This is a genomic window from Ferrovibrio sp., from assembly GCF_025869515.1.
In the GTDB taxonomy this organism is placed as follows: Bacteria; Pseudomonadota; Alphaproteobacteria; order Ferrovibrionales; family Ferrovibrionaceae; genus Ferrovibrio.
This window is the reverse complement of record NZ_JAOZVR010000055.1, coordinates 18,410-31,703: the sequence shown is the minus strand read 5'-3', so window position 1 is coordinate 31,703 and position 13,294 is coordinate 18,410. Positions and strand designations below refer to the sequence as shown.

Sequence of the window (13,294 nt, the reverse complement as noted above, 5' to 3'; positions counted from 1 at the left end):
CATGAGTGATAAGACCGACATGATCAAGGTCGAAAATCTCGACAAGACCTTCACCCTGCATCTGCGCGGCGGCATCGCCCTGCCGGTGCTGCGCAATACCGGCTTCAGCGTGGCCAGCGGCGAATGCGTCACCCTGCACGGCCCGTCCGGTGCCGGCAAGTCGACGCTGCTGCGCTCGATCTACGGCAATTACCGGCCGCAATCGGGCCGCATCCTGATCCGCCATGACGGCGAGATGGTGGATATCGTCCATGCTCAGCCGCGCGTGGTGCTGGAGATCCGCAAGCGCACCCTGGGCTATGTGACGCAGTTCCTGCGCGTGATTCCGCGCGTGCCGACGCTGGATATCGTGGCCGAGCCGCTGCTGGCGCGCGGCGCCGGGCTGGACGCCTCGCGTGCCCGCGCCGCCGAACTGCTCACCCGGCTGCAGATCGCCGAAAAGATGTGGGACCTGCCGCCGGCGACCTTTTCGGGCGGCGAGCAGCAGCGCATCAATATCGCGCGCGGCTTCTGCGCCGATTATCCGATCCTGCTGCTGGACGAGCCAACCGCCTCGCTGGACGAGGCGAACCGCAAAATTGTCATAAACCTCATAGATGATGCACGCCGGCGCGGGACAGCCATCGTCGCCATCGTGCATGATGCCGATACCCGCGCCGCCATCACCACACGTCTGTTGCCGTTGCAAAGTCAGGGAGTTGCGGCATGACTGCCGATCTGGTCGTTACCAATGCCCGTATCGTCGGGCGCAAGGATGAAATCGCCGTTGGCAGCCTGCTGGCGCGCGATGGCGTGATTGCCGATATTTCCACCGGCCCCTCGGCTGTCGGCGGCGTCGAGGATTTCGGCGGCGACTATCTGCTGCCCGGCCTGGTCGAGCTGCATACCGACAATCTGGAAAAGCATTTCGCCCCGCGGCCGGGCGTGCGCTGGCCGGCCAGGCTGGCGGTGATCAACCACGATGCCCAGGTGGCGGCCGCCGGCATCACCACGGTGATGGATGCGGTGGCGGTGGGCGATGTGCGCGACGGCGCCGTGCGCATGGAAATCCTGCGCGAGATGATTGCCGCCATCGAGGGCGCCCAGAAGGACGGCATGCTGCGCGCCGAACACCTGCTGCATCTGCGCTGCGAGGTTTCGTTCAGGGATCTGATGGGTCTGGTCGAGCCGATGTCAAATTTGAGCTGGCTCAAGCTGGTCTCGATCATGGATCACACGCCGGGCCAGCGGCAGTTCGTCAAGCCCGAGAAGTATCGCCAGTATTACCAGGGCAAGTTCGGCCTCTCCGACGAGGCGATGGACAAATTCATGCACGAGCAGATCACCAATGCCGCCGCCAATGGTGAGCGCAACCGCCGTGCGGTGGTCGAGCTGTGCCGGGCCAAGGGGCTGCCGCTGGCCAGCCATGACGATGCCACGGCCGAGCATGTCGCCGAGGCGGCGGCCGATGGCATGGTGGTGGCGGAGTTCCCCACCACCCATGAAGCGGCGAAACTGTCGCGCCAGCATGGCATGAAGGTGATGATGGGCGGGCCGAACGTGGTACGCGGCGGTTCGCATTCGGGCAACATCTCGGCGCGGTCGCTGGCCGAGGCCGGCGAACTCGACATCATTTCGTCGGATTACGTGCCGAGCAGCATGCTGCAGTCGGCCTTCCTGGTGCCCGAGCAGGTGCCGCAGATCAGCCTGCCGCAGGCGATCGCCATGGTCTCGGCCAACCCGGCGGATGCGGTCGGCCTGACCGACCGCGGCGCCATCGAGACCGGCAAGCGGGCCGACCTGCTGCGCGTTGCCATGATCGACAATACTCCGGTGGTGCGTGCCGTATGGCGCGGCGGCCGGCGGGTGATGTAGGGTGCGCGCCATGCAGATCGTCGACCAGATCATCGCATTGCTGGAAAAGGCCGGTGCCGACCGCTACGGCATGGAGGCGGTCAGCCAGCTGGAACATGCCCTGCAATGCGCCATGCACGCGGAGCGCACGGGCTCGACGCCGGAACTGATCACGGCCTCGCTGCTGCACGATATCGGCCACCTGGTCGGCGATGGCGACGAAGGGGCCGCCGAGCGCGGCGTCGATGCCGGGCATGAGCATCTGGCCGCCGACTGGCTGGAACGCTATTTCCCGGCTGCCGTGGTGGCGCCGGTGCGCCTGCATGTCGATGCCAAGCGCTATCTCTGTCAGGCCGAGCCGCAGTACTGGGCCGGGCTGTCGCAGGCCTCGAAGACCAGCCTCGAGGTGCAGGGCGGTATCTACAGCGCAGATGACGCCGCCGGTTTCATCGCCCAGCCTTTCGCGGCCGATGCGGTATTGCTGCGGCGCTGGGACGATGCGGCCAAGACCCCCAATCTGAAAACGCCCGATCTGGCGCATTACCGGCCGATCATGGCCGCCGCGCTGAAGGGCGCCGCCTGATCCGATGACCACCGTTCCTGGCCGACTTGTCCTGGTGACGGGACCGAGCGGTGTCGGCAAGGACAGCCTGCTGGACGGCGCACGCGCCGCGCTGGCCGGCCGCAGCGACATCGTGTTCCCGCGTCGCATGGTGACGCGCCCGCCCGGCCTGGGCGGCGAGGACTATATTGCTGTGTCCGAAGCCGATTTCGCCGCCATGGCGGCGCGCGGCGACTTCGCCCTGCACTGGCCGGCCCATGGCCTGCACTACGGCATCCCGGCCGGCATCGATGCCGATCTGGCCGCCGGCCGCCAGGTGGTGGTGAATGTCTCGCGCGCGGTGATCGACACGGCGCGGCTGAAATATCCCGGCCTGCTGGTGCTGGCGATCAACGCCTCGCCCGAGGTGCTGCGGCAACGCCTGCTGAAGCGGGGCCGGGAGACGCCGGCCGAGATCGAGGAGCGGCTGCAGCGCGCCGCGGCCTACCGGCTGGAAGGCCCCGATGTGGCGCTGCTGAACAATGACGGGCCGCTGGCCGAGGGTATTGCCGCCGTCGTCAGGCTGCTGGAAAAGCGCGACTGATCCGGCATACTGCGGTTCTGCCTGCCGGAGTCGTACCATGGATACCCTGCTGCCGCTGTTCAGCATCATTGCCGCCATCGCGCTCGGCGCGATCAGCCCGGGGCCCAGCTTCGTGCTGGTGGCGCGCACGGCGATTGCCGGTTCGCGCCGCGCCGGGCTTGGCACCGCACTGGGCATGGGACTCGGCGGACTGGTTTTTGCCAGCCTGGCGCTGCTCGGCCTGATCGCGCTGCTGGCCCAGGTCGCCTGGCTCTATCTCGGCCTCAAGATCGCTGGCGGGCTGTATCTGCTGTATCTGGCTTACCGTCTGTGGCGCGGCGCCGGCGAACCGCTCGTCATGGACACATCCGGCGTCACGGCCGGCGCGGGTTTCGGCCGGTCGGTGCTGGTCGGGCTGCTGACCCAGCTCAGCAATCCGAAAACCGCCGTGGTCTATGCCGGCATCTTCGCCGCGCTGCTTCCGTCGCAGCAGTTGCCGCTCTGGCTGGCGCTGGCGCTGCCGGCGGCGATCTTCGGCGTCGAATGCGGCTGGTATGCCCTGGTCGCCACGGCCTTCTCGGCTGGCGGACCGCGCCGGGTCTATCTCGGCGCCAAGGGCTGGATCGACCGGCTCGCCGGCGGCGTGATGGCGGCGCTCGGCCTGCGTCTCATCCTGGACAGCGCGCGCGGCTAGCCGCCGAAACGATACCGTCCCGCAATGCGGAAGGGCGCGCCGGGTTCGCCCTGCACGAACAGGCAGAGTTCGTTCAGTTCGAACTCCCTCTGCGTGAAGGGCGCGGTCTGCTCGGTCAGGTATGCCAGCACCGCCGCCCGCTCGGCCTCGTCCGCGATGCGACCGGTCAGCGTGAAATGCAGGCGGAATTCCTCCAGCACGTAAGGGTAGCCCCAGTCGCGCAGATACTGTTCCTGCCGTTCGCTCAGGCCGGCGGCGCGGCGGCGCGCCAGCTCCTGCTCCGATGACGGCGCGCGGAACCGGTCGAAATCGCATACGCAGTCGGCGGCCAGCTGATCCAGTGCCGGCATCGCGGTCGCCGGGCGCAGGGCTAGGAAGCTGCCCAGCGTCGCCATCTTCAGCGGCAGGCGCAGCGGCTTGCGCGTTTGTACAAAGCGCTCCAGCGCGACGATCAGCTGCGCCTCGTCACACCCCTCGGCCAGGAAGAAGGGCGGTTTCAGCGTGCCGTGGAAACCGTACTGGCGTGGCTCGGCCGTCAGCGCGGCAATCCGCGCGGCGGCCAGGCCTGCGGCAGGCTGCGGCGGCAGGGCCACGCCGGTTTCCGGATCCCGGCCGAGCCATTGCGCGGCGAAGCGGTGCAGCGGGTGTTCGGCCGGCGGAGCGGTGTAGAGGGCGAAACGGGGTGCCATGCTGTCCTAGATGCCAAGCTGTCCTAGATGCCAAACTGTCCTAGATGAATGCGCAGGTGGTCCTGTGGGTAACTTGATGCCCGGTTAACGCGCGGGGGGATTTCACCGCGCCGTCGCCGAACTGCAATCGAACTGTCATCCGGCGTTGCTATAGCCCCTTCCGTATCGCGGAAACAGAGGGGAATCGCATGCGCGCCGCCATCGAGATCGCCCATCTATCGAAAACCTTCAAGACGGGCAAGCGCGCGCTCGATAACGTCAGCCTCACCATCCAGTCCGGCGAGATCGTCGCCCTGATCGGGGCGTCGGGCTCGGGGAAATCCACCCTGCTGCGCCATATCGCCGGCCTGATGCCGGGCGACCGCGATGCCAAGTCGCAGATCGCCGTCGACGGCCGCATGGTGCAGGCCGCCGGCCGCATCGGCAAGGGCATCCGCCAGACCCGCGCCGGCATCGGCTTCATCTTCCAGCAGTTCAACCTGGTCGGCCGCATGTCGGTGCTGACCAATGTGCTGGCCGGCAATCTCGGCCGCATGCCGCTGTGGCGCACCATGCTGAAGCTGTTCACCGACGAACAGCGCCGGCTTGCCGTCACGGCGCTGGATCGTGTCGGCATCGCGCCCTGCGCCTTCCAGCGCGCCTCGACATTGTCGGGCGGCCAGCAGCAGCGCGCCGCCATTGCCCGTGCGCTGGTGCAGGAGGCCAGGGTGATCCTGGCCGATGAGCCGATTGCCTCGCTCGATCCGGAATCCTCGCGCCGCGTCATGGCGGCGCTGGCCGATATCAACCGCACCGATGGCGTCACCGTCGTGGTGTCGCTGCACCAGGTGGATTTCGCGCTGAAATACTGCAGCCGCGTGGTCGCCCTGCGCGATGGCCGGGTGATGTATGACGGCCCGGCCGCCGCCGTAACCGCCGCGCTTCTCAGGGGCATCTACGGCGAACAGACCGATCTCGATTTCGGCAGTCTCGGCGAGGTCAATCTCGGCGAGGGCAATCTGCCTGACCCTGTCCTGCCGGAGCCGGCCGACGACAACGAACCGGCGGCCTCTCAGCAGCCCGGCCAGCGCGCCGTGCCGCGGATGCAGCGCCTGCTGGCCTGACGTCACAAGACCCCTCGTTCATAACCAATCGGGAGATTGACCATGCTTCGTCGCACTTTCATCAACGCCGCCGTCGCAGCCGTGGCGCTGGCCGGCGCCGGCGCCGTTCAGGCGCAGACGCTGAAGGAAATCAACTTCGGCATCATCTCGACCGAGTCGAGCTCGAATCTCAAGACCATCTGGGAACCATTCCTGGCCGACATGGCCAAGCAGACCGGCAAGAAGATCAATGCCTTCTTCGCGCCTGACTATGCCGGCGTCATCGAAGGCATGCGCTTCAACAAGGTGCAGATCGCCTGGTACGGCAATGCCTCCGCCATCCAGGCGGTTGACCGCGCCGATGGCGAGGTCTTCGTGCAGACCACGGCCAAGGACGGCTCGCCGGGCTACTGGTCACTGCTGCTGGTGCATAAGGACAGCCCGCTGACCTCGCTGAAAGATCTGCTCGCCGCGCCGGGCAAGTATACCTTCGGCAACGGCGATCCGAATTCGACCTCGGGTTTCCTGGTGCCGAGCTTCTATGTGTTCGGCCAGAACAATATCGACCCGCGCAAGCATTTCACCCGCATGGTGACCGGAAGCCATGAAGTGAATGCCCTGGCCGTGGCCAACAAGCAGGTCGATGTCGCCACCAACAATACCGAGAATCTGGAACGTCTCCAGAAGACCCAGCCTGCCAAGGCGGCCGAGCTGAAGGCGATCTGGAAGTCGCCGCTGATCCCGTCCGACCCGATTGTCTGGCGCAAGGATCTGAGCGCCGAGGACAAGAAGATCATCAAGACCTTCTTCATGACCTACGGCACCCAGCAGTCCGGCAAGAGCGCCGATCAGCTGGCCAAGGAAACCAAGGTACTGGTCGACCTGCAGTGGGGCGCGTTCAAGGAATCGAGCAACAAGCAACTCGTGCCGATCCGCCAGCTCGCCCTGTTCCGCGACAAGATCAAGCTGGAAGGCGACGCCAACATGGCGGCCGACGAGAAGGCGAAGAAGATCGCCGAGATCGACGCCAAGCTGGCCGATCTCAACAAGCAGATGGGTTCGTAAATGCTTCGCGGGGCGGCCAGATCAGGCCGCCCCGTTCCCATTTCCCCGTGAGGTCAGTCATGTCAGCCACCGCCACCATCCGCGATCTGCCGATCCATCCGCCCAAGCCCGGCCTGAAAACCTCGCTGGGCCGCACGCTGATCTATGGCCTGATCGCCGCCCTGCTTGTCTGGTCCTATAACGGTGCCGAGATCGCACCGCTCAGGCTGATCAGCGATGCCGGCAACATGGCGACTTTCGTGCGGGATTTCTTTCCGCCCGATTTCCATGACTGGCGCTACTATTTAAGCGAACTGATCGTCACCCTGCATATTGCGCTGTGGGGCACGTTGCTGGCGATTGTCTGCGCCGTTCCGCTCAGCCTGCTGGCCTCGGCCAATATCGCGCCGATCTGGGTTCACCAGCCAGTGCGCCGTGTGCTGGACTCCCTGCGCTCGATCAACGAAATGGTTTTTGCCATGCTGTTCGTGGTGGTGGTCGGTCTCGGACCTTTCGCCGGCGTGATGGCATTGTGGCTGCATACCACGGGCGTGCTGGCCAAGCTGTTTTCCGAGGCCGTCGAGGCGATCGATCCGCAGCCGGTGGAAGGTATCCGCGCCACCGGCGCCAATGTGCTGGAAGAGATCGTCTACGGTGTGATCCCGCAGGTGATGCCGCTCTGGGTTTCCTATTCGCTGTATCGCTTCGAATCGAACCTGCGATCGGCCACCGTGGTCGGCATGGTCGGTGCCGGCGGCATCGGTGTGGTGCTGTGGGAAGTGATCCGGGGTTTCCAGTTCGATCAGACCTGCGCGGTGATGATCATGATCATCCTGCTGGTCGGCATGGTGGACATCCTGTCGGCCCGCATCCGCAAACTGCTGGTTTAGGTCCATATAAAGAAACAGCCCGCCGATTGGCGGGCTGTTCGGGTACGGGATCAGGTCCTGTGTCAGTGTCGCAGGGGTGCGCGCAGCTTCGCGGCCTGCCGGCGCGCCAGCTGCCAGGCCGGCTGCACCGGCGCCATGTGGCGCGCGTGGTCGGCGCTGGTTTCGTCCTTGCGGGGGATCAGCCGGGCGCGCGCCTTGGCCAGCGCTTCCTGGGTCATGTAAAGCAGCAAAGTGTTGGTCAGCATAATCGCCTCCGTTTTCCTGCGGGCGAGGTGAATGTTGTCTCGAAGTCAGTCACGGCCAGACGGCACAAATCCTGCGTGGCGGCACTGTGATGGCCGTCATGGTGACGGCCGTCATGGCCTCAGCCCGGAGTCTGCCAGACGCCGTCGGTCATGCGGCAGGCAATTCCGTAACCCTGTTCGTCCTGTCCGCCGATCGTGGCGAGGGCCTGGTATTCGCGGCAGTATTTTCCATCCCGCTCGAAAGTGCGCAGCGGCGTGACGGCAAAAGCCGGGCCGCCATAATCCATTCTCGGTGCACCGAACCAGCGCACGGCGGCGCGGTCAGGCGCGAATTCCAGGATACGTGCCACGCAGGCCTGGTCGATGCGGTCCATGCTGTGGCCGATCCGCGCCCCGATCAGGGCAGCCGGGTTGCCGTCCGACCTGCGGGCCAGCTGACTGCGATCGCAGGTTCCGCGATCGATCCCGTAAGGCGCCGCATAGGTGGCATACGGCATTTTGGCAGGCGGCATTTTGGCGGGTATCCCTGTCGCGCTCACCGCCTGAGCGCCGCCGGGCGATACTTTTAGCGGATCAGCCATCGTCGCCCCGGAGAACACCGAGGCGACGATGGCAGCGGCCAGGCCGAGGGTGGGTCGGCGACCGGGCCGCGGCGCGGCAGTGGAGGGGGTGCTCCACCACGGGGTTGAGGCAGGCATGACGCGCCGCTCCGCTAAACTCAACGTGTTAACTCACAAACCAGCTATTTCCGGCCGTTGCTCTTCTCGTTCGAGTCAACGATCAGACCGCCGGCCGTACCCGCGGCCGCACCGATCAGTGCGCCTGCGACCGTATGGCCGGTCAATAAACCGACACCCGCGCCGGCCGCGGCGCCGATGGCACCACCCGACACAGCGCGTTGCTGCGTGTTGTTCATATTGCTGCAGCCCATTGCAACCAAACCTGTCAGCGCCAGGGCGACGATCGTCGAGTTTTTCATCGGATCCTCCGTCTCCAGTGCTCGGCAGTGATTTCCGCGCCCTGCCGGATTATCCGGCGATCATGTCTGGGGAGGCGGGAGACCTTCTGCTTCGCCCCCAACAATTGGCAATCCGGATGTATTCGGCAATGAGTATTTGTCTGCATCCCGGTTTTATTGCAGCGATCACAAGTATATCCCGTTTGCATCACAGGCTTGTCACAGGAATTACTATCACCTTTACTTTGCTTGTAGCGGTAGTTGTATTGAAATGACTCAAATATTGAGAATTCGAGATTCGCTGTGTCTTTTACACCTCGCCGGCCTTGCGTATCGTCTCGGGGCATGTCGACTCGCGCCCGCCGACTTTTCGCCCTGGCTGCCCTGACGCTGCCCGTCATACTGGGTGGCTGCGAAATGCTGCGCCTGTCATCGCCCGCGCCGGCACCGCCGCCGGCAAGACAGGAGCCGGTGACGCCCGCGCCCGTCGCAGATCCTGCACCGCCGCGCCCGGCGCCGCTGCCGACGCGCAAGCCGGCGCAGTCCGCAGCCGTGGTGGCGCCGCCGCCTGCTGCAGAACAGATGCCGCGCCCGCCCGTGGTCGTCGGACTCAACCGCGATGGCCTGATCCAGCATTTCGGTCTGCCGGTCGCCGAGCGCGAAGCCGCGCCGGCGCGCGTGATGGAATTCGGCAAGGACGACTGCCGTCTGGCCGCCTATCTGTATTTCGACACCGCCCGCAATGATTTCTATGCCCTGCAGTATGAGGTCAACGGCCTGCCCGCGCCGCATGATGCCGTCGACCGCTGCCTTTCAAGGATCGCCCGCGATGCCAGCCGCCGCTGACACCCTGTTAATCGCCGTCGTCGATGACGACACCCTGTTTCGCGATACCATCTCGGCCAACCTGCGCGAGGCCGGATATCGCGCCATCACCTTCGATAACGGCCCCGCGCTGGTCGACTGGTTTGCCAAGGGCAACCGTTCGGCGGCCCTGCTGCTCGACTGGCAGATGCCGGTGCAGGACGGGCCAACCACGCTGGAACAGCTGCGCGCCGCCGGCCATGCGCTGCCGGTGATCTTTCTCACCGGCCTGAACCAGCCGATTTTCGAGGAGAAAGGACTGAAGCTGGGTGCCGTCGATTTCGTCGACAAGAGCAAGAGCTTCGCCATCATCCTGCAGCGGTTGCGGATCGCGCTGGCAGCCAAGGCGCCGGCGACCGGCGAAACCACGGCTGTCTCGGTCGAGGGCGGTCTGGTGCTGGATGTCGCCAGTGCGCGCGCCGCCTGGAACAACGCCCAGGTCGATCTCACGCATGGCGAATTCAAGGTGGTGCAGCTGCTGGCGCAGCGTGCCGGCCGCGATGTCGGCTATCGCGAGATCTACGATGCCGTGCGCGGCGTCGGCTTCGAGGCCGGTCAGGGGCCCGAGGGTTATCGCGCCAATGTGCGCGCCATGGTGAAGCGCATCCGTCAGAAATTCCGCGATCTCGATCCGGAATTCGATGCGATCGAAACCTATCCCGGCTTCGGCTATCGCTGGCGCCATGGCTGATACCGCCACGCAGCTGCATCGGGTCTGGCGGTCGCTGACCGCCCGCGCGCTGATCGTGCTGGCGCTGTTCATTGCCCTGCCGGTGGTGCTCTATCTCACCTTCCGGCAGGCCGATCTGGATCGCCAGCGCCTGCTGCTGGAAAGCATTCGCGTCAAGGGACTGACCGTCGGCCGCGTGCTGGAAGAACGGCTGCAGCGCGCCGACATGATCCCGCTGTTCCGCCTGGGCGAGGAACTGGCGCGCTTCCAGACCGAGGGCGTGAGCCTGCGTCTGCTGTTCAGGCCGCATGAAAGCGCGCCCGAGGCCGGCTTCCTGTATGTCGCCTCGGCGCCGCCGGTGCAGCCGGCCGATCTGGAAGACGAGCGCGCCCGGCTGGAAGCCACCGGCGTGCTGGCGCAGCTCGGCGAATCCTGCGCCGGCGACCTGCCGCTGGCCCTGCGCGTCGAACGCGCCGACCGGGTGGCGGAACTGATCACCTCGCTCACCCCGGTGCGCACGGCGCGCGGCTGCTGGGTGCTGGTGATCTCCAGCAATCTGACCGATGCGGCCGAACAGCGGCTCGGCCAGCCCTACTGGCATGCCCCTGAAGTGCAGGTGGCGGCCGCCATCTATCTGATCTTCGCCGCCGTGGTGCTGGTGATCGCCTTCGACATCGCCCATGGCCTGCGCCGCTTCGCCGCCACGGCGCGCGCCGTGGCCGAGCGCCGCATCGAGGGGCGGTTCGCGCAGCGCAACCAGATCCCGGAGCTGGAACCGGTGGCCAATGCCTTCGACCGCATGGAGGATTCCTTACGCGCCACCGCCAGCGAGCTGCGTGCCGCCGCCGAGGAAAGCGCCCATGCCTTCAAGACGCCGCTCGGCACCATCCGCCAGGCGATGGTGCCGCTGCGCAGCCGTGTCGCCGGCGACGACAAACGCAGCCAGCAGGCCTTGATGGCCGTGGATGGCGCGCTGGAGAAGCTCGACACCCTGGTGCGCGCGGCCCGCAACCTGGACGATGCGGTGGCAGACCGGCTCGATCCGCCGCGCGAAAAGGTCGATCTCGGCGCCCTGGTCGAGGATGTGGTGGATGCCTATGCCGCCGATGCGGCCACCCGCAACGTCACCCTGCGCACCTCCATCGAATCGGAAGCCAGCGCGCCGCTCGGCGGCCGGCTGATCGCCGATGCGCTGGGCCAGGTGATCGAGAATGCGCTGAGCTATGCGCCGGCCGGCAGTAACGTGACGGTGACGCTGCATCGGGGCACGCGGCGCGTGCTGATCGTGGTGGCCGATAACGGGCCGGGCGTGGAAGCCGCCCTGATGCCGCATATTTTCGACCGCCACGTCTCGTTCCGCGATCGCAGCCGCAGCGACCCTGGCGCCGCCGCGCCGGCCAATTTCGGCCTCGGCCTGTGGGTGGCCAAGCGCAACATGGAATCGGTCGGCGGCACCATCGAGGCCGCCAACCGGCGCGGCGGCGGCTTTATCGTGACGCTCGGGCTGCCGCTGGCGTAACGGCGGCCTACAGGATCATGCTGTCGCGCTGCTGCCGGCGCCAGGCGAAGGCCAGCAGGCCGCCGCCGATCAGCAGCGCCAGCGCGCCCAGCACCCAGGTCGCCGCCACCGCCACCGCATTGGGGAACAGCAGCAGCAGCAGGCCCAGCACCAGCAGCAGGATGCCGCCGCGGCTGAGCGGCCAGGCGCCGACCTGTTTTTTCATCTGCAGGCTGTGCGCGATGGCGATCAGGCCGAACAGCACCAGCCAGGCGGCGAGGATGTAGATCAGCAGCGTCACCGTCACCTGCGGCCACAGCACGCTGACCAGACCGATCAGCAGGCCGGCGATGCCGGTGACCGTCAGGATGCCGCGGCCGGGATCACCGGCAGGCAGCCGCAGGGCCAGGCCCAGCGTGATGGCGCCATCGAGCAGGGCATAGGCGCCGAACAGCATGACCAGCGCGGCCAGGCTGATGCCAGGCCAGAAAATCGCGATCAGGCCGAAACCCAGCGCGGCCAGGCCGCGCAGCACGATCAGCCACCAGGTGCGGCGCGGCATCGGTGCGGCAGTTCCCGGCGGCATGCGTTCGACCATCGTTTTCGCCTTCTGTTGCGGGTTTGGCGGAAGTATAGCGCCGCAGGCGATGATTGTCGCGCCGGACCGCCCGCGCTACCCTTGCCGCCATGACCGATCTGTCCGCCTTCATTGCCGGCCTGCCCAAGGCCGAACTGCATGTCCATATCGAGGGCACTTTCGAGCCGGAGCTGATGTATGCGCTGGCGCAGCGCAACGGCGTTGCCTTCCGGTACGACTCGGTGGAGGCGCTGCGCGCCGCCTATCGCTTCGGCAACCTGCAGGATTTCCTCGATCTGTATTACCAGGGCATGGGCGTGCTGCTGACCGAGCAGGATTTTTACGACCTCGCCATGGCCTATTTCCGCCGTGCCGCCGCCCAGACCGTGCGGCATGCCGAAATCTTTTTCGATCCGCAGGGTCATACCGACCGCGGCGTGAAGTTCAAAACCATGATCGACGGGCTGTGGCGGGCGAAGCTGGATGCCGAGCGGCAGTTCGGCATGACCATCGGCATGATCCTGTGTTTCCTGCGGCATCTGGATGAAGCCAGCGCGCTGCGCACGCTGGAAGAATCCCTGGCATGGCGTGATCGCTTCATCGGCGTCGGCCTCGACTCGTCGGAGAAGGGCCATCCGCCGTCGAAATTCAAAAACGTGTTTGCCCGCGCGCATGAGCTTGGCCTGAAGGCCGTCGCCCATGCCGGCGAGGAAGGGCCGCCCGACTATGTGTGGGAGGCGCTCGACCTGCTGAAAGTGGATCGCATCGACCACGGCAACCGGTCGCTGGAGGATGCGGCGCTGGTGGCGCGGCTGGTACGCGAAAAGATACCGCTCACCGTCTGCCCGCTCTCCAACCTGCGGCTCTGCGTGGTGGACGACATGAAACAGCATCCGCTGCGCCGCATGCTGCAGGCCGGGCTGGTGGCGACGGTGAATTCCGACGATCCGGCCTATTTCGGCGGCTATGTGAACGAGAATTACAGCGCCGTGCAGCAGGCGCTGGATCTGAGCCGCGACGAGATCGTCGCGCTGGCGGAAAACGGCTTCCGCGCGGCGTTCATTGACGAGGCGGCGAAGCAGCGGCACCTCGCGGCGCTGCGGGGGTATGCGACGGCGGGCTGATT

18 protein-coding genes are annotated in these 13,294 nt (G+C 66.2%); 13 read left to right on the top strand and 5 right to left on the bottom strand.

The window, feature by feature from the left end; genetic code table 11:
- The first annotated feature begins 1 nt into the window (after position 1).
- From phnL to OJJ21_RS09585, 5 genes are read left to right on the top strand one after another with little or no spacing between them, the layout of a single operon-like run.
- The gene (gene phnL / locus OJJ21_RS09605; protein WP_297685576.1) at positions 2-709 is read left to right on the top strand and encodes a phosphonate C-P lyase system protein PhnL; all 708 of its coding nucleotides are present in this window, start codon (positions 2-4) and stop codon (positions 707-709) included.
- Positions 706-1,854: an alpha-D-ribose 1-methylphosphonate 5-triphosphate diphosphatase gene (locus OJJ21_RS09600; protein WP_297685574.1), complete on the top strand. Its 1,149-nt coding sequence runs from the start codon at positions 706-708 to the stop codon at positions 1,852-1,854. The genes phnL and OJJ21_RS09600 overlap by 4 nt, the downstream gene beginning before the upstream one ends.
- A 10-nt stretch (positions 1,855-1,864) precedes the next feature.
- Positions 1,865-2,416 carry a phosphonate degradation HD-domain oxygenase gene (locus OJJ21_RS09595; RefSeq protein ID WP_297685572.1) on the top strand — a complete coding sequence of 184 codons (552 nt, stop codon included), beginning with the start codon at positions 1,865-1,867 and terminating at the stop codon, positions 2,414-2,416.
- Between the two features lie 4 nt (positions 2,417-2,420).
- The gene (gene phnN / locus OJJ21_RS09590; protein ID WP_297685570.1) at positions 2,421-2,978 is read left to right on the top strand and encodes a phosphonate metabolism protein/1,5-bisphosphokinase (PRPP-forming) PhnN; all 558 of its coding nucleotides are present in this window, start codon (positions 2,421-2,423) and stop codon (positions 2,976-2,978) included.
- A gap of 37 nt (positions 2,979-3,015) precedes the next feature.
- Positions 3,016-3,651 (top strand): LysE family transporter, encoded by a 636-nt coding sequence (locus OJJ21_RS09585; protein ID WP_297685568.1) that lies wholly within the window; start codon positions 3,016-3,018, stop codon positions 3,649-3,651.
- Here the strand turns inward: OJJ21_RS09585 and OJJ21_RS09580 are convergent.
- A complete protein-coding gene (locus OJJ21_RS09580) occupies positions 3,648-4,340 on the bottom strand; it encodes a DUF1045 domain-containing protein (protein ID WP_297685566.1) in 693 nt (230 codons plus the stop codon). The two genes, OJJ21_RS09585 and OJJ21_RS09580, sit on opposite strands and share 4 nt — an antisense overlap.
- A gap of 188 nt (positions 4,341-4,528) precedes the next feature.
- Between OJJ21_RS09580 and phnC the strand changes: the two genes are divergently transcribed.
- Genes phnC through phnE form a run of 3 tightly spaced genes read left to right on the top strand, consistent with a single transcriptional unit; the run spans position 4,529 to position 7,356 of the window.
- On the top strand, positions 4,529-5,443 hold the full coding sequence (phnC, locus tag OJJ21_RS09575; protein WP_297685564.1) for a phosphonate ABC transporter ATP-binding protein: 915 nt from the start codon (positions 4,529-4,531) through the stop codon (positions 5,441-5,443).
- A 42-nt stretch (positions 5,444-5,485) separates the two neighbouring features.
- The gene (phnD, locus tag OJJ21_RS09570) at positions 5,486-6,487 is read left to right on the top strand and encodes a phosphonate ABC transporter substrate-binding protein (protein ID WP_297685562.1); all 1,002 of its coding nucleotides are present in this window, start codon (positions 5,486-5,488) and stop codon (positions 6,485-6,487) included.
- Positions 6,488-6,546: 59 nt separating this feature from the next.
- Positions 6,547-7,356, top strand: a complete 810-nt coding sequence (phnE, locus tag OJJ21_RS09565; protein ID WP_297685560.1) for a phosphonate ABC transporter, permease protein PhnE — start codon at positions 6,547-6,549, stop codon at positions 7,354-7,356.
- A 62-nt stretch (positions 7,357-7,418) separates the two neighbouring features.
- Here the strand turns inward: phnE and OJJ21_RS09560 are convergent, their stop codons facing one another.
- The 3 genes from OJJ21_RS09560 to OJJ21_RS09550 all read right to left on the bottom strand — a co-directional run bounded on the left by OJJ21_RS09560 (position 7,419) and on the right by OJJ21_RS09550 (position 8,580).
- On the bottom strand, positions 7,419-7,601 hold the full coding sequence (locus tag OJJ21_RS09560; protein WP_297685558.1) for a hypothetical protein: 183 nt from the start codon (positions 7,599-7,601) through the stop codon (positions 7,419-7,421).
- 119 nt (positions 7,602-7,720) lie between these two features.
- Positions 7,721-8,113 carry a hypothetical protein gene (locus OJJ21_RS09555; protein WP_297685556.1) on the bottom strand — a complete coding sequence of 131 codons (393 nt, stop codon included), beginning with the start codon at positions 8,111-8,113 and terminating at the stop codon, positions 7,721-7,723.
- Between the two features lie 230 nt (positions 8,114-8,343).
- Positions 8,344-8,580 carry a YMGG-like glycine zipper-containing protein gene (locus tag OJJ21_RS09550; protein ID WP_297685554.1) on the bottom strand — a complete coding sequence of 79 codons (237 nt, stop codon included), beginning with the start codon at positions 8,578-8,580 and terminating at the stop codon, positions 8,344-8,346.
- 17 nt (positions 8,581-8,597) lie between these two features.
- Here OJJ21_RS09550 and OJJ21_RS09545 point away from each other — a divergent pair, with 17 nt between their 5' ends.
- From OJJ21_RS09545 to OJJ21_RS09530, 4 genes are all read left to right on the top strand, one after another.
- Positions 8,598-8,834 (top strand): hypothetical protein, encoded by a 237-nt coding sequence (locus OJJ21_RS09545; RefSeq protein WP_297685552.1) that lies wholly within the window; start codon positions 8,598-8,600, stop codon positions 8,832-8,834.
- Positions 8,835-8,904: 70 nt separating this feature from the next.
- Positions 8,905-9,405 carry a hypothetical protein gene (locus OJJ21_RS09540; protein WP_297685550.1) on the top strand — a complete coding sequence of 167 codons (501 nt, stop codon included), beginning with the start codon at positions 8,905-8,907 and terminating at the stop codon, positions 9,403-9,405.
- Positions 9,389-10,114 (top strand): response regulator transcription factor, encoded by a 726-nt coding sequence (locus OJJ21_RS09535; protein ID WP_297685548.1) that lies wholly within the window; start codon positions 9,389-9,391, stop codon positions 10,112-10,114. The genes OJJ21_RS09540 and OJJ21_RS09535 overlap by 17 nt, the downstream gene beginning before the upstream one ends.
- The gene (locus OJJ21_RS09530; protein ID WP_297685546.1) at positions 10,107-11,612 is read left to right on the top strand and encodes a sensor histidine kinase; all 1,506 of its coding nucleotides are present in this window, start codon (positions 10,107-10,109) and stop codon (positions 11,610-11,612) included. The genes OJJ21_RS09535 and OJJ21_RS09530 overlap by 8 nt, the downstream gene beginning before the upstream one ends.
- A 7-nt stretch (positions 11,613-11,619) precedes the next feature.
- On the opposite strand, the gene OJJ21_RS09525 is transcribed toward OJJ21_RS09530, so the two are convergent.
- Positions 11,620-12,189: a DUF308 domain-containing protein gene (locus OJJ21_RS09525; protein WP_297685544.1), complete on the bottom strand. Its 570-nt coding sequence runs from the start codon at positions 12,187-12,189 to the stop codon at positions 11,620-11,622.
- Between the two features lie 89 nt (positions 12,190-12,278).
- Here OJJ21_RS09525 and OJJ21_RS09520 point away from each other — a divergent pair, with 89 nt between their 5' ends.
- Complete coding sequence (locus tag OJJ21_RS09520; RefSeq protein ID WP_297685541.1) at positions 12,279-13,292, top strand: adenosine deaminase; 1,014 nt, start codon at positions 12,279-12,281, stop codon at positions 13,290-13,292.
- Positions 13,293-13,294 lie beyond the last annotated feature (2 nt).